Source organism: Pelagibacterium sp., from assembly GCF_035555455.1.
In the GTDB taxonomy this organism is placed as follows: domain Bacteria; phylum Pseudomonadota; class Alphaproteobacteria; order Rhizobiales; family Devosiaceae; genus Pelagibacterium.
Genome location: NZ_DATMGM010000045.1, coordinates 57,249 through 75,202 on the forward strand (window position 1 = coordinate 57,249; position 17,954 = coordinate 75,202).

The following is a 17,954-nucleotide window of genomic DNA, read 5'->3' on the forward strand; positions in this document are numbered from 1 at the left end:
AGTTAAGAGGCTGTTAACCCAATTTCCGGCTTTGGGGATAAATCGCAGCTCCCGTGGCTAAACCGGGCAAATGGCGATGTCTGTGCATGAGCCTGTGAACAATTTTCCTTCGTCATACGCGAAAAGCCCCGCTAATGCTGATCCTTGCCTCTCAAAGCCCGACGCGGATAACCCTGCTCAACAATGCCGGATTGCGGTTTACCGCGATGGCGGCACCGATCGATGAGCGCAAAGCCGAACACGATGCCTTGACCCAAGATTCGAATCGGGCGGCACTGGCGCGTAGTTTGGCCGAAGCCAAGGCGCTCGTGGTCAGCCGGACCGAGCCGGACGCGATGGTCATCGGCGCCGATCAGACCCTCGATTTTGACACGCGCGAAATCCATAAGCCCGTCTCACGCGATCAGGCGGCAGCGCAATTGATGGCCATAGCCGGCACCAGTCATGCGCTGCATTCAGGGGTCGCGCTGGCCCGGGACGGACGGATCGTCTGGAGTACGGTCGAGAGCGCGATCTTGCGGTTCAAGCCGTTTTCGCGGCAAACCCTCGACGCGGTGCTCGACCTGGAAGGCGACGCGATCCTCGGGTCGGTTGGCGCCTACCGGCTCGAAGGGCCATCGCTGCGGCTGTTTGAGGCGATTGAGGGCGATTATTTCACCATTCTGGGCCTGCCGATGCTGGCGCTGCTCGACGCGCTCGAACGCCATGCCCCCGAGGTTTTCTGATCCACAGGCCCCGGGCGGCATCCACCATTTTCTTTGCGCAAGTGTATCCAATCATGAAAAAAGCCTTCGTCATCGGCCATCCCATCGCCCACTCGAAATCCCCCCTGATCCATGGGAGCTGGATTGCCGAACACGGTCTTGACGCCAGTTACGAGCCCTTCGATGTGGCTCCCGAAGCGCTCGCGGGTTTTATCGACCGGGTGCGACAAGGCGAATTTGTCGGCGGCAACGTCACCATCCCCCACAAGGAAGCAGTGATGGCCCTCGTCGATGAGGTCGACCGGCTGGCCAAAAAGATCGGGGCGGTGAACACCGTCGTCGCCGACGCCGGGCGTCTTTTCGGCACCAACACCGATTATCTGGGATTCCTTGCCAGCCTCGATGCCAGCGCGCCGGGCTGGGATGAAGGGCTCGACAGCGCGGTCGTTTTGGGTGCGGGTGGCGCTTCGCGGGCCATCCTGGTGGCGCTGATCGATCGGGGGGTGCCGGCGATCCATCTGCTCAACCGCACCCCGGCCCGGGCCGAGGCGCTGGCGGCCGAATTCGGCCCCACGATCCACCCCGGCCCGCTTGCCGATTTCGCCGCCCGGGCGGGCACCGCGGGGCTGTTGGTCAACACCAGTTCGGTGGGCATGGAGGGCACAGGGTTTTCCGGGATCGATCTGAAACTGCTGCGTCCCGGTGCGGTGGTCACCGATATCGTTTATACCCCGTTGATCACCCCGCTTCTGGCGCAAGCGCGGGCACAAGGCTTTGCCTCGGTTGACGGTCTGGGTATGCTGTTGCATCAGGCGGTTCCGGGGTTTACCGCCTGGTTTGGTCCGCAACCTTCGGTGACGCCGGAACTGCGGGCCAAAGTGATCGCGGCGATGGGGCTGGCTTAGGGAATCGTTTTGGACACATCATGCTTCGCGTAGTGCTCACAGGCTCGATCGCCACGGGCAAATCCACCGTTTTGGCACGGTTTGCCGAGCGCGGCATTGCAGTTTATTCCGCCGACGAGGCCGTCCATGAACTCTATGGGGGGCAGGCTGCGCCCCTCGTGGAGACGCTGTTTCCCGGAACCGTGCGCAATGGCGCTGTCGACCGCGCCAGGCTCAGCGCGGCGCTGGCCGCCGAGCCCGAGCGCATGGCCGAGCTTGAGGAAGTGATCCATCCGCTGGTGCGCGAAAAGACCGTCGATTTTTTCAACACAGCGGAAGCTGAGGGGGCGGCATTGGCCGTGGCGGAAATTCCCGTCTTTTTTGAATCGGGCTCGCAATATTCCATCGATCTCGTGGTGACCACCTATTGCGATCCGGCCATTCAGCGCGAGCGCGTGCTGGCCCGCCCGGCCATGAGCGTCGAAAAACTCGATCTCATCTTGTCCCGGCAACTGGCGCAGACGGAAAAGTGCCGCCGCGCCGACCACGTGATCGACACGTCGGGCACCATGGACGAAACGCTCGCGCGCACCGACGCGGTTATTGACACATTGCTGGCGGAGGCCGCGCCATGAGTTTGTTGCGCGAAATCGTGCTCGATACCGAAACCACGGGACTTTCGGCGACCGGCGGCGACCGGCTGGTCGAGATCGGGTGTGTGGAACTGATCAATCACGTGCCGACCGGGCGGCACCACCACGTCTATATCAACCCCGAACGCGACATGCCCGAAGAAGCCTTTCGGGTGCATGGATTGTCGGAAGAGTTTTTGCGCGACAAACCGCTGTTTTCCGCTGTGGCGCAGGATTTTCTCGATTTTGTCGGCAATGATGTGCTGGTCATCCACAATGCGCCGTTCGACATGGGGTTTCTCAATGCCGAGCTTGGAGCCTGTGGCCTGCCCCGGCTCGCCAATGAGGTGATCGACACGGTGATGCTGGCGCGCCAGCGCCATCCGGGTGCAAGGGTGAGCCTTGACGCGCTGTGCAAGCATTATGGCATCGACAATTCGCGCCGCACCCTGCACGGCGCGCTGCTCGACAGCGAGATTTTGGCCGAAGTCTATCTTGAGCTTTTGGGCGGACGGCAGGTGGCGCTGGCGCTTTCTGCGGAAAACGAATTCGGATCGCGCTCCGGCGCGGCGCGCCCGCCTGCCCGCCAGCGTCCGGTGCCGCTTGGCACCCGGGTGACGGCGCAGGAATTGGAAGCCCATGCGGAGTTTATCGGCCAGATGGGCGAGAAAGCCCTGTGGCTTCACTATGAGGCGCACGCCATCGCCGTCGGGGAAAACTGAACGGCACAAGACCTTTGCGAGTGAGCGTATGAAAAAGGCCCCGGGATGACCGGGGCCTTTGGTATTTCAGCCGTGCAAAGGGACAGCCCTGTGCGCGAAGTGCCTTAATTGACCGTCGGCTTGGCTTCGCCGGCAGCGGTGCCGTCCGGATTGGCCTTATCGGCAGCGGCGGCGAGGTTGCGGCGGTACAGGGCGAGGAAATCGACCGGCTCAAGCATCAGCGGCGGGAAGCCGCCGCCCTGGATGGTCTGGGCGAGAACCTGACGCGCAAACGGGAAGATCAGCCGCGGCGCTTCCACCATCAGCAGGGCACCAAGCTGGTTTTCCGGAATATTGCGGGTGCGGAACAGGCCGCCATAGACCAGTTCGACCGCATAGAGCACCTTGCCATCGCGCTCGGTCTTGACGTTGAGCCCGATCTCGACGGCATAGGCGTCGTCGGCCTGCTTTTTGACCTGGACGTTGATGTTGACGTTCGAGGCCGGATTGGTCGTGCCGGGAACCAGCGACGCTGGCGCGTTGGGGTTCTCAAAGCTCAGGTCACGCACATATTGTCCCGCGATGCCAAAGGCCGGGGCCTGAGCGGGATCGGTTGCACCTTCACCAGCTGCCGCGGGAGCGGCTGTATTCTCGTTGTTGTCAGCCATTGGCCACTAGGTCCTTCATATCTGGTCGGCGAGGCGATCCGGAAGCCCGGACCGCGAAAACTGCGGGTCTGGCTATCACTTTTGCCGCCCGGTCACAAGGTTTGGGGCTCTATCCCTGATTTAGCAGCTTGCTTTGTCGCGTTCCGAACCGGAAAACCGGTCCCACTTTTCCCGGAAACGCTTTAGCGATAATCGTCCGGGTCGAGATCGATGGAGCGCATGCCGGGCCCGCCCCCGCTGGGACGATAGGAGGTGACCACCACCATATTGCGGCTCAGACTTCGATAGAGCCATCCGCGCAGCGGCGGGATGAGCAGGGCAAAGGCGACGATATCGCTGAAAAATCCGGGGATCAGCAACAGCAATCCGGCCACCGCCATCACCATCATTTCGAAAAACTGCTGGGTGGGCAATTCGCCGCGCGCCAGCATGGTCTGACTGTCCATGAGCATGCCCAGCCCCTGCCGGCGCAGGATGAGAAGGCCGAGCACGGCGGAGGCGATGATCGCGGCAAGGGTTGCGAGGACGCCAATCCGGCCGCCGACCCAGATAAAGCCGGCGATTTCGAGAAACGGAAAGGCGAGAACGGCAAAAAGGACGAGGCGGGCCACGGGGCTTGGTCTCCTTGGGCCACCCGGCGCGCTGGTCACTTGGGAGAAACCAGAGCGGAGCGCGGCGATGCAAATCACAATAATGCCACCGCAAACTGGTTTGCAGGGGCGCTTTACCTATATATAGGACAAAGCGCGCTATTTGCGACCGCCAGAAGGGCGGAAATTCATTTCAGACTGATTGCGGAGCCGGACGTCACCCATGGGCGAAATTCTCGACTTTCCCACCCTCATCGTCATCGTGGTGGCCATTGTTGTGCTGCTGCGGCTGCGGTCGGTGCTCGGAACCCGCACCGGCAACGAGCGCCCGCCTTCGGTGCGCTATGAATCGATTTCGCGCACCCGCCCTGACAACGACGATACCGTCGTTCCCCTGCCGGTGCGCAAGACGCCCCAGGACGCGGCCGAAGCCGAACGCGCCCAGCGCAAGCTCGACGCCGAGATCGAGAAATATTCCTCGGGCAAGACCGAGATCGAAGACGGGCTGCGCGCCATTTCCCAGGTCGATCCGGGCTTTTCGCCCAAGCAGTTCCTTGAAGGGGCAAAATCGGCTTACGAAATGATCGTATCGGCCTATGCCGCCGGGGACCGCAAGAGCCTGCGCAACCTGCTCGACAAGGATGTGTTCGACAGCTTCGATGCGGCGATCACCGAGCGCGAAGCGGCGGGCCAGACAGTGGACTTCACCTTTGTGGGCCTCTCCAACATCGAATTCGTGGAAGCCGAACTCGACAAGCGCAACGCGGTGGTGACCCTGCGGATCGATGCCGAAGTGGTCTCGATCACCAAGGATCGCGAAGGCGAGATCGTCGAGGGGACGCCCGGTCAGGTCGTGGCAATTGCTGACGAGTGGACGTTTGTGCGCAGCACGCGCTCGCGCGATCCCAACTGGAAGCTGGTCGCCACCAACGACCTCGACTGACGCGCGAAAAGGCTTTTCGCCATGGCGCGCAAACCGGCCGGACCCCGATCGAAAAAGCCCGGGGCCCTGCCCGATTTTCATTTGTGGAACGCGGTGGGCCGCTCGGTCGACCCGCTTTTGAAGCGCAAAAGCGCCGATCCCAAATCCCTGCTTGAGGCGCTGGACCGCGTATCGACCGCAGTGGAGGACCAGCCCGTCCAGACACCGCGCCAGACCGTGCCGTCCTTTGCCCGCGCGCCGCTTCCTTCAACCCGGCCGATGATTGCCGCCTCCAGGGTCGCGGCCTCCGACAAGCCGATCGAGCCCAATCTCAAGCGCCGCGTGGCGCGGGGGCACGAACCGATCGATGCGACCCTCGACCTGCACGGGCTGACGCAGGACCGGGCGCGCGATGCCTTGGAGCGGTTTGTGGCGGTGTGCGCCAAACGCGGTGATCGCACCTTGCTGGTGATCACTGGCAAGGGGATCAAGAAAACCGGCTATCTCCAGCTTGAGCACAAGGGTGTGCTGCGCACCATGGTGCCGCTGTGGCTCAACGGCCCGCATCTTGCGCCGCTGGTGGCGGGGATCGATCCGGCCCATCAGAGCCATGGGGGCGGTGGTGCGCTCTATGTGCGCCTCAAGCGCAGGCGCGCCCTGTGACCCCGCTGGGTGCAAAATTGCGCAAGCTGCGCGCCGAGCGGGGCATTTCCCTCAAAGATATGGCGAGTGCGCTGGAGGTATCGAGCGCCTATCTCTCGGCGCTCGAACATGGCAAGCGCGGCAAGCCGACCTGGTTCATGGTCCAGCGCATCATCGCCTATTTCAACGTCATCTGGGATGAAGCCGAGGAAATTCAGCGCCTCGCCGAGATTTCCGATCCCAAGATCACCATCGACACCGCCGGTTTTGCGCCCGAGGCGACCGAGCTGACCAATGTGCTGGCCCGCGAAATGGATCGGCTGTCGGCCGAAGATTTCAAGGCGATCCGCGACGAGGTGATGCGGCGGGCGGTCAAGGAAAAGTAGGCTACCGCCCGGCGCTGGTGAGGGGAAGGGGCCGCTACAGGATGTAGCGGCTGAGGTCAGCGTCGCCGGCCATCTTGCCCACGGTGTTGCGGACGCGATCGCCGTCGATGGTCAGCGACGTACCGGCCTTGTCGGGGGCTTCAAAGGAAATATCCTCGACGAGCTTTTCCAGCACTGTCTGCAAACGGCGGGCACCGATATTTTCAACGCTCGAATTGACCGCAACGGCAATGTCGGCAATGGCCTCGATGGCGTCGGGGGTGAACTCAAGCGTGACGTTCTCGGTGCCCATCAGCGCCACATATTGCCGGATCAGCGAATATTCGGTGTCCGACAGGATGGCGATGAAATCCTCACGGGTGAGCGCCCGCAGTTCCACCCGGATCGGCAGCCGGCCCTGAAGTTCGGGCAACAGATCCGAGGGCTTGGCGACGTGGAACGCACCCGAAGCGATGAACAGGATATGGTCGGTATTCACCGGGCCGTATTTGGTGGCGACGGTGGTGCCTTCGATGAGCGGCAGCAGATCGCGCTGCACGCCTTCGCGGGACGGGCCGCCTGAAACGCCGCCGCCTTCACGCACCGCGACCTTGTCGATTTCGTCGATGAACACGATGCCGTGGTTTTCGACCAGTTCGATGGCTTCGAGATTGATCTTGTCCTGATCGAGCAGCTTGTCGGCTTCCTGGTTGATCAGGATCTCATAGCTGTCCTTGACCTTGACCGAGCGCTTTTGGGTGCGCCCGCCCAGCGCCTTGCCGAACATGTCCGAGAGGTTGATCATGCCCATGCCGCCGCCCGGCATGCCGGGCATATCGAACATCGGCATGCCCTGGGTTGCGGGCACCTCGATTTCGATCTCCTTGTCGTCAAGCTCGTTGGCGCGCAGCTTCTTGCGGAACGCTTCGCGGGTCGAGGGCGTGGCCGATTGTCCGACCAGCGCATCGATCACCCGCTCTTCGGCGTTCAAATGCGCCTTGGCCTTGACCTCGGCGCGCTTTTTTTCCTTGAGCAGCACGATGCCCGCTTCCACCAGATCGCGGATCATCTGCTCGACGTCGCGGCCCACATAGCCCACTTCGGTGAACTTGGTGGCTTCGACCTTGACGAAGGGCGCCTGGGCCAGACGGGCGAGGCGGCGGGAGATTTCGGTCTTGCCCACCCCGGTCGGCCCGATCATCAGGATGTTTTTAGGCGAGACTTCCCGACGGATATCCTCGGGAAGCTGCTGCCGCCGCCAGCGGTTGCGCAGCGCAATGGCAACGGCGCGCTTGGCCCCGGCCTGGCCCACGATATAGCGGTCCAGTTCCGAGACGATTTCGCGCGGGGAAAAACTTCTTTCGCTCATGGATCAGAACTCTTTGTCCAGAAAACGCACCATCAGGTGCTCGTCGATGAACCGCCCCTCCACATGAAGGGCGCGGGGCTGGGTGCCATAGGTGGTGAACCCGAGCCGGTGATAAAGGGCGAGCGCCGCAAGATTGTTGGCGGCGACACCAAGGTGCAATTGCAGGATCGGCGGACGGGCAGTGGCAATGATTGCGTCCATCAGCCCGGTGGCTACGCCCGTCCGGCGATGGGACGGAGCCACATAGACCCCGAACACCGCGCCGATGTGGCGGGTCTTTTGACGGTCGGATCGGACCAGTCCCGCCATCCCAACCGGCACCGTATCTTCGAACGCGATAAGGATCGCGTTGCGGGCGGCGCTGGTCTCGTACCAGTCCAGCGGGCGGGTCTGTTCCAGCTCCGCATCCGACGCGAACGATGCCGGGTCGCCGGCAAGGGCAGCGAGCCGGATCGTTCTATAGGCCCCGGCGTCACGGGGACCGATCTGCCGGATGGCGAGGGTCAAGTGTCGGTGTCCAGAGTTTCCACTGTGATATCGGAATTGGTATAGACGCAGATATCGGCAGCGATCTCCATCGCTTTGCGGGCGATCTCTTCAGCGCTTTTGGCACTGTCGCTGAGCGCCCGGGCCGCAGCCAGCGCGTAATTGCCGCCCGAACCGATGGCGGCGATGCCATCTTCTGGGCTGAGCACGTCGCCGGTGCCGGTCAGGATCAGCGAATCGGTCTTGTCGACCACGATCATCATGGCTTCGAGCCGGCGCAGGTAGCGATCGGTTCGCCAGTCCTTGGCGAGTTCGACGCAGGCCCGCATCAGCTGGCCGGGATATTGTTCGAGCTTGGCTTCGAGGCGCTCGGACAGGGTGAACGCATCGGCGGTGGCCCCGGCAAAGCCGGCCAGAACCGTACCCCCGGCCAGACGCCGCACCTTGCGGGCGCTGTGTTTGATGACTGTCTGGCCGAGGGAAACCTGTCCGTCGCCCGCGACCACCACCTGATTGCCCTTGCGGACTGAAACGATTGTCGTCATGGAGGCTGGGATATCCTTGTTGGATCAGTATCTGGTCCTTATTTAGGGTCGGCGACGCCAAATGCAATGCAGACGAGCGGGCGGGCTTTTCCTGGCCTTGCCGACCTGCTAGAGCAGGGCCGATATTTTCCGGAGGGTCCGCCATGCGCAAGGCCAAGCTTGATCGCAAGACCAATGAGACCGATATTTCGGTCGCCATCGACCTGGACGGCACCGGTGTGCGTCAGATCGAAACCGGTGTGGGGTTCTTTGACCACATGCTCGACCAGCTCTCGCGCCATTCGCTGATCGATATGGCGATCCGGGCGAAGGGCGATCTGCATATCGATGATCACCACACCGTCGAGGATGTGGGTATCGCCATCGGCCAGACCCTCAAGACAGCGCTGGGCGATAAAAAGGGCATCGTGCGCTATGGCGCAAGCGATCTCGTGATGGACGGGACACGCTCCTCGGTGACGCTGGACGTTTCCGGGCGGGCATTCCTTGTCTGGAAGGTGGCGTTTAATGCCCCCAAGATCGGCAATTTCGACACCGAACTGGTGCGCGAGTTCTTCCAGGCGCTGGCGATCAATGCCGGCATTACCCTGCACGCCCAGACCTATTATGGTGACAACAACCACCATATCGCCGAAAGCCTGTTCAAGGCGCTGGCGCGGGCGTTGCGCCAGGCCGTGGAGATCGACCCCAGAGCATCGGGGGAAGTGCCCTCGACCAAGGGCGTATTGTAAATCACCCAGGGGCCGATGGCCCGAACGGACCGGTTCATGACGCTTTACGCGATCTATGCCAAACCCGAAAAGGGCCCGGACGCCCTCGCCTTTCTGGCCGACAGGTTCAGCTGGAGCGCGTTTGTGCTGCCCCCGCTCTGGGGATTTTCACGCGGCGCTCTGGCTTTTGTAGTGTTGTGGCTGGTGGTGGCGGGCGCGCTGGTCTGGGCGGCGCCTGTGATCGGCTTCGGCGCGGCCTCTGCGCTCTATGGCGTTTTCGCACTGTGGGCCGGGTTCGCGGCTCCTTCCGTCCATGCGCGGGCACTGTCGCGACGCGACTGGATCGCCATGGGTGAGCTGGTGGCCAGCGACACTGCCTCGGCTGAACGGATCTGGCTCGACCAGGTCTATGGAGCGCGGGTGTGACGAGTGTCGCGATCATCGATTACGGTGCGGGCAATCTGCGCTCGGCGCAGAAGGCGTTTTTGCGCGCCGCGGGCGAGAGTGGCACCGAGGTCATCGTCACCTCCGAGCCGGACCGGGTCCGCAAGGCCGATCGGATCGTTCTGCCCGGCGTCGGGGCCTTCGCCGATTGCATGGCGGGACTGCGGGCCCTCGATGGCATGATCGCAACCCTTGAGGACAGAGTGCTCAAGGGGGGCGTGCCGTTTCTGGGCATCTGCGTGGGCATGCAATTGCTGGCGACGCAGGGCCGGGAAAAGACCGAAACGCCCGGCCTTGGCTGGATTGCCGGAACCGTCGGGCCGATCACGCCTGCTGATCGGGCGCTCAAGGTGCCGCATATGGGCTGGAACACAATCGATGTGGTCCGCCCGCACGTGCTGTTCGAGACCATCCCGACCGGTCCGGACGGGTTGCACGCCTATTTCGTCCACTCCTACCAGATGCGGGTGGACACTCCCGAAGATGTGATTGCCACGGCGCAGTATGGCGGGCCGATCACCGCCGCCATTGGCCGCGACAATATCTTTGGCACCCAGTTTCACCCTGAAAAAAGCCAGGCGCTGGGCCTGGCGCTGATCTCCAACTTTCTCAAGTGGCGCCCATGATCCTGTTTCCTGCAATCGACCTCAAGGATGGCCAGTGCGTTCGGCTCAAGCTCGGCGATATGGAGCAGGTGACGGTATTTTCCGACGATCCCGCCGCCCAGGCCAAGAGCTTTGAAGATCAAGGGTTCGAATATCTCCATGTGGTCGATCTCAATGGCGCATTCGCTGGCGAAAGCGTCAATGGCGGGGCGGTTGAGGCCATCCTGAAGGCCGTGGATTTTCCGGTGCAGCTGGGCGGGGGCATCCGCTCTCTGACCCATATCGAAAGCTGGCTGGATAAGGGCCTCGCCCGGGTGATCTTGGGCACCGTTGCGGTGCGCGATCCGGAGCTGGTGCGAGCGGCGTGCAAGGCGTTTCCCGGTCAGGTCGCGGTCGGTATCGACGCGCGCGGTGGCAAGGTGGCTGTGGAAGGCTGGGCCGAAACGTCCGAGCTGTCGGTGTTTGAAATGGCGCAGCGGTTTGAGGGCGCCGGGGTGGCGGCGATCATCTACACCGATATCGACCGCGACGGCATCTTGAAGGGTATCAATTGGGAGTCGACCCTTGAACTGGCCCGCGCGACGGCGATCCCGGTGATCGCCTCAGGGGGGCTGGCCTCGATGGACGATATCACGCGCATGACAGCGCCAGACGCGCAAATCCTCGAAGGGACGATTTCCGGTCGGGCGCTCTATGACGGGCGCATTGATTCACGTGAAGCACTGGCCGTCTTGCGTGGAGCCGCAGCATGACCCTTAAAGCCCGCATTATTCCCTGTCTTGATGTAAAGGACGGCCGCGTGGTCAAGGGGGTCAATTTTGTCGACCTGCGTGATGCGGGCGATCCAGTCGAGGCGGCGCTCGCCTATGACGCCGCCGGGGCCGATGAATTGTGCTTTCTCGATATCGCCGCGTCACAGGAAGGCCGCGACACCATTCTCGACGTGGTGGCCCGCACCGCCGAAAACTGCTTTATGCCGGTGACGGTGGGCGGCGGGATCAGGACGGTCGAAGACATCCGCAAGCTGCTGCTGGCAGGGGCCGACAAGGTGTCGATCAATTCCGCCGCCGTGACCGATCCCGAATTCGTCGCCCGCGCCGCCGACAAGTTCGGCAATCAGTGCATCGTGGTTTCGGTCGATGCCAAGGCGATCGAGCCGGGGCGCTGGGAAATCTTCACCCATGGGGGCAGCCGGCCCACGGGGATCGACGCTGTCGACTTCGCCGTGCGGGCGGTGGAACTGGGCGCGGGCGAATTGCTGGTGACCTCGATGGACCGCGACGGCACGCGGGCTGGCTTCGATCTGGGCCTGACCCGCGCCGTGGCCGATGCTGTGGAGGTGCCGGTGATCGCCTCAGGCGGGGTGGGCACGCTCGACCATCTGGTCGATGGGATCAAAGAAGGGCACGCCGCTGCGGTGCTGGCCGCCTCGATCTTCCACTTCGGAACCTTCACCATCCAAGAGGCCAAAGCGTATATGGCGGCGGCCGGAATTCCCATGCGGCTCGACCGCGTCTGAGCTTTGGGCAAGGAGACCCCGCCATGGCACTGACCCTCGAAGCGCTCGACGCGCGACTGGCCGAACGGGCCGCAGCCTCGACTGAAAGCTCCTACACCGCCAAGCTGCTGGCGGCGGGCACTGCCAAATGCGCCCAAAAGCTGGGCGAGGAGGCCGTGGAGACGGTGATCGCGGCGATGAGCGCTGACCGCGACGAACTGGTCAAGGAAAGCGCCGACCTCCTCTATCACCTGCTGGTGCTGCTTCGGGACGGCGGCGTGTCCCTCGCCGAGGTGATGGCGGAACTCGACCGGCGCACCGCCCAATCGGGGTTGGCCGAAAAGGCCGGACGCGCCGGGAACTGACCAGATGAACAAGACGCCGGCCTTTGCCCCCTACCTGACTTTTACCATCGAGGAATGGGCACGGCTGCGCGCCGATGAGAAGATGACGCTCGATGCGGAAGACATCGAGCATTTGCGCACCCTCAATGACCCGATTTCGCTGGCTGAAGCCGAAATCGTCTATCTGCCGCTCACAAGGCTGCTCTCGTTCTATGTCGAGGCGATCCAGGGCATTCATCACGCCACCAGCCGGTTTCTGGGCCATAACGGCGCCAAAGTGCCGTTCATCATCGGCGTTGCCGGGTCGGTCGCGGTCGGCAAATCGACCACCGCCCGCATCCTGCGCGCTCTGCTGCGCCGCTGGCCGACCTCACCCAAGGTCGATCTGGTGACCACCGACGGGTTTCTTTACCCCAACGCGGTGCTGACTCGGCGCGGGCTGATGGATCGCAAGGGCTTCCCCGAAAGCTACAACCGCCGCGCCTTTGTCGATTTTCTGGCAGCGATCAAGTCGGGCCGCCCCCGCGTTACCGCGCCGACCTATTCGCATCTGGTCTATGACGTGTTGCCCGACGAGCCCATCATCGTCGAAAACCCCGATATCCTGATTGTCGAGGGGCTCAATATCTTGCAGCCCGGCGATCTGCCAAGCTCCGGGCACCCGATCGTGTTTGCCTCAGACTTCATCGATTTCTCGATCTTTATCGATGCCGACGAGGATGTGCTGGAAAACTGGTATGTCGAGCGGTTCATGAAACTGCGCGAGACCGCTTTCCGCGATCCCAAGAGCTTTTTCCGCCGTTTTGCCGAGTTGAGCGAACCGGCGGCCATCGGCACGGCGCAAACCATCTGGCAGAACATCAACCTGCCCAATCTGCGCGAGAATATTCTGCCGACGCGCGGACGCGCCGACCTTATCCTCAAAAAGGGCGCCGATCACGCCATCCACGAAGTGGCGTTGCGCAAGGTCTGACAGTCAGACGGCGATGCCCTCGCCGCGCGCCAGTTCCTTGAGGTCTGCAACCGGCCGCGCGCCATAGTGCGAGATCACTTCCGACGCGGCGAGACAGCCGAGCCGCAACGCCTCTTCCATCGACTGGCCGCGCGCCGTGGCGAGCAAAAAGCCCGAGGCGAACAGATCGCCCGCGCCGGTGACATCAACCACAGTGTCGACCGGATAGGCGGGAACCGACACCACCTCGCCATTGCGGATCGCCATGGCGCCGCGCGCGCCCATGGTTACCGCCGCGATTTCCGCATCCTCGGCCAGATGGCGCACGGCGACATTGATGTCGTCGGTCTCATAAAGCGCCTTGACCTCCTCGATATTGGCAAAGACGAAATCCATGGTTTTCGAACGGATGAGGTCGAGGAATTCCTCGCGGAACCGGGAAACGCAGAACGGGTCGGACAAGGTAATGGCGGCGGCACGCTCATGCTTGTGGGCAAAATGGGCAGCCTTGACGAAGGCGCGCTTGGCGAGCGGGGGATCCCACAGATAGCCTTCCATATAGGTGATGGCGGCGGCGCCGATGGTTTCTTCGACGATATCGTCCTCGGTCAGATGCTGGCAGGCACCCAGATAGGTGTTCATGGTGCGCTCGCCATCGGGGGTGACGAGAATCATGCACCGTGCCGTGGCGGGGCCATCGCGCAGATAGTCGGTATCGTAGCTGATGCCATTCGTGTCGAAATCGTCCCGGAAGACGAGGCCCAGTTCGTCTTCGGCGACCTTGCCCACAAACGCGGCGCGACCGCCCAGCGCGGCGACGCCCGCAGCGGTATTAGCCGAACTGCCACCGGGAATGATGGTCTTGTCATGTGGCATCTTGGCGTAGAGATCGGCGGAGCGCTCGGCATCGACCAGATGCATGATCGATTTGCGCATGCCCTCATCGACAAGGAAATTGTCCTCGACCGGGGCGATCACATCGACGATGGCATTTCCGATGGTCAGGACGTCGAAGCGGGTGGTCATCGGCTGCCTCCAGGACGGCTCATGAAACAATATTTTTCACGGATACGGCCCTCGCTTAAGCCATAGTCCGGCAGGGCGCAACCATGGCTCACGCGATGGTCTTGTCAGGGTAGCGGCACCATTGGGCGATGATGCAGCGGTAACATTCTGGTTTGCGGGCCTTGCAGACGTAGCGTCCGTGCAGGATCAGCCAGTGATGGGCGCGCAGCAGATAATGCGGCGGCACCTTTTTGAGCAGGGCTTTTTCGACGGCCAGCGGCGTTTTGCCCTTGGCGATGCCGGTGCGGTTGCCGACCCGGAACAGATGGGTGTCAACCGCGATGGTGGGTTGGCCGAACCCGATATTGAGCACCACATTGGCCGTCTTGCGGCCCACTCCTGGGAGGGCCTCAAGCGCCTCGCGGGTGTCGGGGACCGCGCCGCCGTGATGCTCTATCAGCATCTGGCTGAGCAGAAAGACGTTTTTCGCCTTGGTGCGATAGAGCCCGATGGTGCGGATATAATCGCGGATCGTGTCCTCGCCCAACGCCACCATCTTTTCCGGCGTATCAGCGATGGCAAACAGCGGGCCGGTCGCCTTGTTGACCCCGACGTCCGTGGCCTGGGCCGAAAGCACGACCGCCACCAGAAGGGTGAACAGATTGACGAAATCGAGCTCGCCTTCCGGATCGGGATCGTGGGCGGCGAAGGTCTTGAAGATCTCTTCGATCTCGGCGCGGGTGAGCGGTTTGGACATGGATATGCGATGATGAAGTGATTTGGAATTCGAAGGCCCACCCGTTAGACTGGCCACAAGGATAAAAGGCAAGCCAAGATGTCTCAAAACCCGCTCTATGCCGCATTGCTGACCCCGCATCGCTCGCTCTCGCCGGTGGGCCTGCGCTGGGTCATGGCGTTCACCGCCATCATGGTTTCGATTCCGGGCATGGTGTTTTTCGCCATGGGAGCGTGGCCGGTGGTCGGGCTGATGGGGCTGGACGTACTGGCGCTCTACTGGGCGCTATCGTACTCGCTCAAAGGTCGCGATGCGTTCGAGGAAATCACCCTTTGGCCGGATGCACTCAATATCCGTCGGGTCAATGAACGGGGCCGCGAAAAGCGCCTGTCGTTCAATCCGTTTTTTGTTCGCTTTACCGTGGTGCGGGACAATGATGACCGGGTGACGGCCTTGCGGATCGAAGGAAGGCACGGCCAGACCGAAATCGGCAAGTTCCTGACGCCAGACGACAAGGCCGATTTTGCCCGCACGTTTGGGCCGGCGCTGAGCCGCGCCAAGCACTGATCGTGCCCAAGACGATCAGGCCCTGTGAAAATCGGGTCGTTCGAGACGGGTTGCGGCGGTAGGGTGATGATTATGAACGCGAACGCACCCTTTATGACCCCTCCCCAAATGGGAGATGACAGCACCTATCGGATCATCGCCCGGGCCATCGAGTATCTGTCGACCCCGGGGCCCGAGGCTGCCGATATCGAGGGCCTTGCGCATGCGCTTTCGGTCAGCGAGCGCCAGTTGGTGGAGATTTTTCGCCGCTGGTGCGGACTGACGCCGAAGAGCTTTGCCCAGGCCGTCGCCCTCGATCACGCGCGCAAGCTGTTGCGCGACAATATGAGCGTGCTCGACACCACCTATGAGGTGGGCCTTTCCGGCCCATCGCGACTGCATGATCTGTTTGTGACCCATGATGCGGTGCCCCCCGGCATCTATCGCGCCAAAGGGGCAGGCCTCGACATTATCTGGGGCTATGCGCCCTCCCCGTTCGGGCTGGCTTGCGTCATGACCACGCAATACGGGGTGGCCGGAATTTCCTTTGCCGACCCGGACCGTGAGGACTATGCGTTCGAGGATTTGGCGCGGCGCTGGCCCAACGCGCAATATGTCCGCGACGACGCAGCTGTTGTCCCAGAGGCGGCGCGCATATTTGATCCGTCACGCTGGGACCCCAATCAGCCGGTGCGGCTGGTGATGATCGGCAGCCAGTTCGAGGTCAAGGTCTGGGAAACGCTGTTGAAGGTGCCGACCGGACGCGCCGCGACCTATGGCGAAGTGGCCCGCGCCATCGGACGGCCCCATGCGGCCCGTGCCATCGGGCGCGCGGTGGGCCGCAACCCGATTTCCTTTGTCATCCCCTGCCACCGGATTGTCGGTTCGACCGGCGCGCTGACCGGCTATCACTGGGGCATCGTGCGCAAACGGGCGATTTTGGGATGGGAAGCGGGGCTTGTGGCGGGGGAGTAGGGCGCTGGCGTGCTTGCTTGCCGATCGGCGGCCTACTCCTCATCCGGCCACTTCGCGGCCACCGTCTCCCTCAAGGGGAGACGGATTGGCATAGGCGCTTCGGGGAGAGCACGAGCGGGGAGTCTACGGGATGACCCGGGATCCAGTAACCGGCAGAGTTGGCTGAATGCCCCGCTGAGTTTGCGATAGGCCTAAAGTTCCTCGGTCGACACCCGCTTGCCGTCGGCATCGATGCCATAGATGATCGGAGCGCCGGTGGCGATTTCGCGGCTCAGAATGGCCTCTTCGTCGAGATTTTCCAGCTTCATGACCAGAGCGCGCAGGGAATTGCCATGGGCCGTGACCAGCACGGTCTTGCCGGCCTTGACCAGCGGTTCGATCGCGGCGGCGTAATAGGGCAGCACCCGGGCAGCGGTATCCTTGAGGCTTTCCCCGCCCGGCGGCGGCACGTCGTAGGACCGGCGCCAGATATGGACCTGCTCGTCGCCCCATTTCTCGCGCGCATCGTCCTTGTTGAGCCCCGACAGATCGCCATAATCGCGCTCGTTGAGGCGATGATCGCGCACGATGGTGAGGTCGGTGATGCTCATTTCCTCAAGCATGAGGTCGAGGGTACGCTGGGCGCGGCTTAGCGCCGAGGTGAAATAGGCATCGGGCACGAGGTTCTTTGCCTTGAGCGCTTGCCCGGCCCGGCGGGCCTCGGCGACCCCTTGCTCGGTCAGGCCCGGATTGCGCCAGCCGGTAAACAGGTTTTCGAGGTTCCATTCGCTCTGGCCATGGCGAACGAGAATCAATGTTCCGGTCATCAGTTGTCCCTTGCCTTGAGGCCGAGCACATCGGCCATGGAATACAGTCCCTTGGGTTTGTCCTGGGCCCAGAGCGCCGCCCTGAGCGCGCCTTCGGCAAACAGCGAGCGGTCATGGGCCGAATGCGACAGGGTCAGCGTTTCGGCCATGGAGGAAAACAGGACCGAATGTTCGCCCACCACGCCGCCACCGCGCAGGGTGGCAAAACCGATAGAGCCCGGTTCGCGCGGTCCGGTATGACCATCGCGCACCCGAACGGAATTGGCGTCAAGCGCGATGCCGCGCCCTTCTGCCGCCGCTTCGCCAAGCAATAGCGCGGTGCCCGAAGGGGCATCGACCTTGTGACGATGGTGCATTTCGAGCACTTCGATATCGAAATCGATGTCGAGACTGGCTGCGGCCTGGCGCACCAGGGCTGCCAGCAGATTGACCCCCAGGCTCATATTTCCCGATTTGACGATCCGCGCGCCGGTACTGGCTGCGACCGCGATGGCGGAGTCATCGTCGGGTGAGCAACCGGTTGTGCCGATCACATGGATTTTGCCCGCTTCGGCAATGCGGCCCGCCAGCTCGACGCTGAGTGCGGGGGCGGTGAAATCGATCACAGCATCACAGGCGGCGACCAGAGCGGCGATATCATCGCCGATGGTGATACCCAACGGGTCGATCCCGGCCAGAGCACCGGCATCTTTCCCAAGCGCTGGTGCGCCGGTCCGTTCGGTGGCGGCGGCAAGAACCATTTCGGCCTGCGCTGCGATCGCGCGGATATTGGCCAGGCCCATACGGCCACCGGCACCCACCACTCCAACTTTCAGGACCATTGCA

25 protein-coding genes are annotated in these 17,954 nt (G+C 62.7%); 16 read left to right on the top strand and 9 right to left on the bottom strand.

Annotation, left to right across the window (positions count from 1 at the left end; genetic code table 11):
• The first annotated feature begins 134 nt into the window (after positions 1-134).
• From VNS12_RS08910 to dnaQ, 4 genes are read left to right on the top strand one after another with little or no spacing between them, the layout of a single operon-like run.
• Complete coding sequence (locus tag VNS12_RS08910) at positions 135-725, top strand: Maf family protein (RefSeq protein ID WP_325487470.1); 591 nt, start codon at positions 135-137, stop codon at positions 723-725.
• Positions 726-778: 53 nt separating this feature from the next.
• The gene (locus tag VNS12_RS08915; RefSeq protein WP_325487471.1) at positions 779-1,609 is read left to right on the top strand and encodes a shikimate dehydrogenase; all 831 of its coding nucleotides are present in this window, start codon (positions 779-781) and stop codon (positions 1,607-1,609) included.
• Between the two features lie 20 nt (positions 1,610-1,629).
• Positions 1,630-2,223: a dephospho-CoA kinase gene (coaE, locus tag VNS12_RS08920; RefSeq protein WP_325487472.1), complete on the top strand. Its 594-nt coding sequence runs from the start codon at positions 1,630-1,632 to the stop codon at positions 2,221-2,223.
• A gap of 5 nt (positions 2,224-2,228) precedes the next feature.
• Entirely contained in the window at positions 2,229-2,942 is a 714-nt protein-coding gene (dnaQ, locus tag VNS12_RS08925; protein ID WP_325487536.1) for a DNA polymerase III subunit epsilon, read from the top strand.
• Positions 2,943-3,046: 104 nt separating this feature from the next.
• On the opposite strand, the gene secB is transcribed toward dnaQ, so the two are convergent.
• Both secB and VNS12_RS08935 read right to left on the bottom strand, forming a co-directional pair.
• Positions 3,047-3,589: a protein-export chaperone SecB gene (gene secB / locus VNS12_RS08930; protein WP_325487473.1), complete on the bottom strand. Its 543-nt coding sequence runs from the start codon at positions 3,587-3,589 to the stop codon at positions 3,047-3,049.
• A gap of 182 nt (positions 3,590-3,771) precedes the next feature.
• Positions 3,772-4,200, bottom strand: coding sequence for an FxsA family protein (locus VNS12_RS08935; protein ID WP_325487474.1), 429 nt, complete (start codon positions 4,198-4,200; stop codon positions 3,772-3,774).
• A gap of 202 nt (positions 4,201-4,402) precedes the next feature.
• Between VNS12_RS08935 and VNS12_RS08940 the strand changes: the two genes are divergently transcribed.
• The 3 genes from VNS12_RS08940 to VNS12_RS08950 are packed head-to-tail and all read left to right on the top strand — an operon-like array spanning position 4,403 to position 6,129.
• Positions 4,403-5,122 (top strand): Tim44/TimA family putative adaptor protein, encoded by a 720-nt coding sequence (locus VNS12_RS08940; RefSeq protein ID WP_325487475.1) that lies wholly within the window; start codon positions 4,403-4,405, stop codon positions 5,120-5,122.
• A 21-nt stretch (positions 5,123-5,143) separates the two neighbouring features.
• Positions 5,144-5,764 (top strand): Smr/MutS family protein, encoded by a 621-nt coding sequence (locus VNS12_RS08945; RefSeq protein WP_325487476.1) that lies wholly within the window; start codon positions 5,144-5,146, stop codon positions 5,762-5,764.
• Positions 5,761-6,129 carry a helix-turn-helix domain-containing protein gene (locus VNS12_RS08950; protein WP_325487477.1) on the top strand — a complete coding sequence of 123 codons (369 nt, stop codon included), beginning with the start codon at positions 5,761-5,763 and terminating at the stop codon, positions 6,127-6,129. Before VNS12_RS08945 ends, VNS12_RS08950 begins: the two co-directional genes overlap by 4 nt.
• A 34-nt stretch (positions 6,130-6,163) precedes the next feature.
• On the opposite strand, the gene hslU is transcribed toward VNS12_RS08950, so the two are convergent.
• The 3 genes from hslU to hslV are packed head-to-tail and all read right to left on the bottom strand — an operon-like array spanning position 6,164 to position 8,508.
• On the bottom strand, positions 6,164-7,477 hold the full coding sequence (gene hslU / locus VNS12_RS08955) for an ATP-dependent protease ATPase subunit HslU (protein ID WP_325487478.1): 1,314 nt from the start codon (positions 7,475-7,477) through the stop codon (positions 6,164-6,166).
• A 3-nt stretch (positions 7,478-7,480) separates the two neighbouring features.
• Positions 7,481-7,984, bottom strand: a complete 504-nt coding sequence (locus VNS12_RS08960) for a GNAT family N-acetyltransferase (RefSeq protein WP_325487479.1) — start codon at positions 7,982-7,984, stop codon at positions 7,481-7,483.
• Complete coding sequence (gene hslV / locus VNS12_RS08965) at positions 7,981-8,508, bottom strand: ATP-dependent protease subunit HslV (protein WP_325487480.1); 528 nt, start codon at positions 8,506-8,508, stop codon at positions 7,981-7,983. Before hslV ends, VNS12_RS08960 begins: the two co-directional genes overlap by 4 nt.
• Positions 8,509-8,651: 143 nt before the next feature.
• On the opposite strand from hslV, the gene hisB reads away from it, so the two are divergent.
• From hisB to coaA, 7 genes are read left to right on the top strand one after another with little or no spacing between them, the layout of a single operon-like run.
• Positions 8,652-9,239, top strand: a complete 588-nt coding sequence (hisB, locus tag VNS12_RS08970; protein WP_325487481.1) for an imidazoleglycerol-phosphate dehydratase HisB — start codon at positions 8,652-8,654, stop codon at positions 9,237-9,239.
• A 36-nt stretch (positions 9,240-9,275) separates the two neighbouring features.
• Positions 9,276-9,644 (top strand): DUF2628 domain-containing protein, encoded by a 369-nt coding sequence (locus VNS12_RS08975; protein ID WP_325487482.1) that lies wholly within the window; start codon positions 9,276-9,278, stop codon positions 9,642-9,644.
• On the top strand, positions 9,641-10,288 hold the full coding sequence (gene hisH / locus VNS12_RS08980; RefSeq protein ID WP_325487483.1) for an imidazole glycerol phosphate synthase subunit HisH: 648 nt from the start codon (positions 9,641-9,643) through the stop codon (positions 10,286-10,288). The genes VNS12_RS08975 and hisH overlap by 4 nt, the downstream gene beginning before the upstream one ends.
• Entirely contained in the window at positions 10,285-11,019 is a 735-nt protein-coding gene (gene hisA / locus VNS12_RS08985; protein ID WP_325487484.1) for a 1-(5-phosphoribosyl)-5-[(5-phosphoribosylamino)methylideneamino]imidazole-4-carboxamide isomerase, read from the top strand. Before hisH ends, hisA begins: the two co-directional genes overlap by 4 nt.
• A complete protein-coding gene (hisF, locus tag VNS12_RS08990) occupies positions 11,016-11,786 on the top strand; it encodes an imidazole glycerol phosphate synthase subunit HisF (protein ID WP_325487485.1) in 771 nt (256 codons plus the stop codon). Before hisA ends, hisF begins: the two co-directional genes overlap by 4 nt.
• Positions 11,787-11,809: 23 nt before the next feature.
• Positions 11,810-12,130, top strand: coding sequence for a phosphoribosyl-ATP diphosphatase (locus VNS12_RS08995; protein ID WP_325487486.1), 321 nt, complete (start codon positions 11,810-11,812; stop codon positions 12,128-12,130).
• Positions 12,131-12,134: 4 nt separating this feature from the next.
• A complete protein-coding gene (gene coaA, locus VNS12_RS09000; protein ID WP_325487487.1) occupies positions 12,135-13,082 on the top strand; it encodes a type I pantothenate kinase in 948 nt (315 codons plus the stop codon).
• Between the two features lie 3 nt (positions 13,083-13,085).
• Here coaA and VNS12_RS09005 read toward each other — a convergent pair whose 3' ends face one another.
• Both VNS12_RS09005 and nth read right to left on the bottom strand, forming a co-directional pair.
• Entirely contained in the window at positions 13,086-14,087 is a 1,002-nt protein-coding gene (locus tag VNS12_RS09005) for an adenosine kinase (protein ID WP_325487488.1), read from the bottom strand.
• Between the two features lie 88 nt (positions 14,088-14,175).
• On the bottom strand, positions 14,176-14,823 hold the full coding sequence (gene nth, locus VNS12_RS09010; RefSeq protein WP_325487489.1) for an endonuclease III: 648 nt from the start codon (positions 14,821-14,823) through the stop codon (positions 14,176-14,178).
• 78 nt (positions 14,824-14,901) lie between these two features.
• Here nth and VNS12_RS09015 point away from each other — a divergent pair, with 78 nt between their 5' ends.
• Together VNS12_RS09015 and VNS12_RS09020 are read left to right on the top strand one after the other, a co-directional pair.
• Positions 14,902-15,369, top strand: coding sequence for a DUF2244 domain-containing protein (locus tag VNS12_RS09015; RefSeq protein ID WP_325487490.1), 468 nt, complete (start codon positions 14,902-14,904; stop codon positions 15,367-15,369).
• A 93-nt stretch (positions 15,370-15,462) separates the two neighbouring features.
• Positions 15,463-16,323, top strand: a complete 861-nt coding sequence (locus VNS12_RS09020; RefSeq protein ID WP_325487491.1) for a methylated-DNA--[protein]-cysteine S-methyltransferase — start codon at positions 15,463-15,465, stop codon at positions 16,321-16,323.
• Between the two features lie 191 nt (positions 16,324-16,514).
• Here VNS12_RS09020 and VNS12_RS09025 read toward each other — a convergent pair whose 3' ends face one another.
• Positions 16,515-17,129 carry a 2,3-bisphosphoglycerate-dependent phosphoglycerate mutase gene (locus tag VNS12_RS09025; RefSeq protein ID WP_325487492.1) on the bottom strand — a complete coding sequence of 205 codons (615 nt, stop codon included), beginning with the start codon at positions 17,127-17,129 and terminating at the stop codon, positions 16,515-16,517.
• Positions 17,129-17,950: a 4-hydroxy-tetrahydrodipicolinate reductase gene (dapB, locus tag VNS12_RS09030; protein ID WP_414693095.1), complete on the bottom strand. Its 822-nt coding sequence runs from the start codon at positions 17,948-17,950 to the stop codon at positions 17,129-17,131. Before dapB ends, VNS12_RS09025 begins: the two co-directional genes overlap by 1 nt.
• Positions 17,951-17,954 lie beyond the last annotated feature (4 nt).

Coding starts and splice junctions, on each gene's coding strand:
- VNS12_RS08910 (WP_325487470.1), top strand. CDS start 135: ATGCTGATCCTTGCCTCTCAAAGCCCGACGCGGATAACCCTGCTCAAC.
- VNS12_RS08915 (WP_325487471.1), top strand. CDS start 779: ATGAAAAAAGCCTTCGTCATCGGCCATCCCATCGCCCACTCGAAATCC.
- coaE (WP_325487472.1), top strand. CDS start 1,630: ATGCTTCGCGTAGTGCTCACAGGCTCGATCGCCACGGGCAAATCCACC.
- secB (WP_325487473.1), bottom strand. CDS start 3,589: ATGGCTGACAACAACGAGAATACAGCCGCTCCCGCGGCAGCTGGTGAA.
- VNS12_RS08940 (WP_325487475.1), top strand. CDS start 4,403: ATGGGCGAAATTCTCGACTTTCCCACCCTCATCGTCATCGTGGTGGCC.
- VNS12_RS08945 (WP_325487476.1), top strand. CDS start 5,144: ATGGCGCGCAAACCGGCCGGACCCCGATCGAAAAAGCCCGGGGCCCTG.
- hslU (WP_325487478.1), bottom strand. CDS start 7,477: ATGAGCGAAAGAAGTTTTTCCCCGCGCGAAATCGTCTCGGAACTGGAC.
- hslV (WP_325487480.1), bottom strand. CDS start 8,508: ATGACGACAATCGTTTCAGTCCGCAAGGGCAATCAGGTGGTGGTCGCG.
- hisB (WP_325487481.1), top strand. CDS start 8,652: ATGCGCAAGGCCAAGCTTGATCGCAAGACCAATGAGACCGATATTTCG.
- VNS12_RS08975 (WP_325487482.1), top strand. CDS start 9,276: ATGACGCTTTACGCGATCTATGCCAAACCCGAAAAGGGCCCGGACGCC.
- hisA (WP_325487484.1), top strand. CDS start 10,285: ATGATCCTGTTTCCTGCAATCGACCTCAAGGATGGCCAGTGCGTTCGG.
- hisF (WP_325487485.1), top strand. CDS start 11,016: ATGACCCTTAAAGCCCGCATTATTCCCTGTCTTGATGTAAAGGACGGC.
- VNS12_RS08995 (WP_325487486.1), top strand. CDS start 11,810: ATGGCACTGACCCTCGAAGCGCTCGACGCGCGACTGGCCGAACGGGCC.
- coaA (WP_325487487.1), top strand. CDS start 12,135: ATGAACAAGACGCCGGCCTTTGCCCCCTACCTGACTTTTACCATCGAG.
- VNS12_RS09005 (WP_325487488.1), bottom strand. CDS start 14,087: ATGACCACCCGCTTCGACGTCCTGACCATCGGAAATGCCATCGTCGAT.
- nth (WP_325487489.1), bottom strand. CDS start 14,823: ATGTCCAAACCGCTCACCCGCGCCGAGATCGAAGAGATCTTCAAGACC.
- VNS12_RS09015 (WP_325487490.1), top strand. CDS start 14,902: ATGTCTCAAAACCCGCTCTATGCCGCATTGCTGACCCCGCATCGCTCG.
- VNS12_RS09020 (WP_325487491.1), top strand. CDS start 15,463: ATGACCCCTCCCCAAATGGGAGATGACAGCACCTATCGGATCATCGCC.
- VNS12_RS09025 (WP_325487492.1), bottom strand. CDS start 17,129: ATGACCGGAACATTGATTCTCGTTCGCCATGGCCAGAGCGAATGGAAC.
- dapB (WP_414693095.1), bottom strand. CDS start 17,950: ATGGTCCTGAAAGTTGGAGTGGTGGGTGCCGGTGGCCGTATGGGCCTG.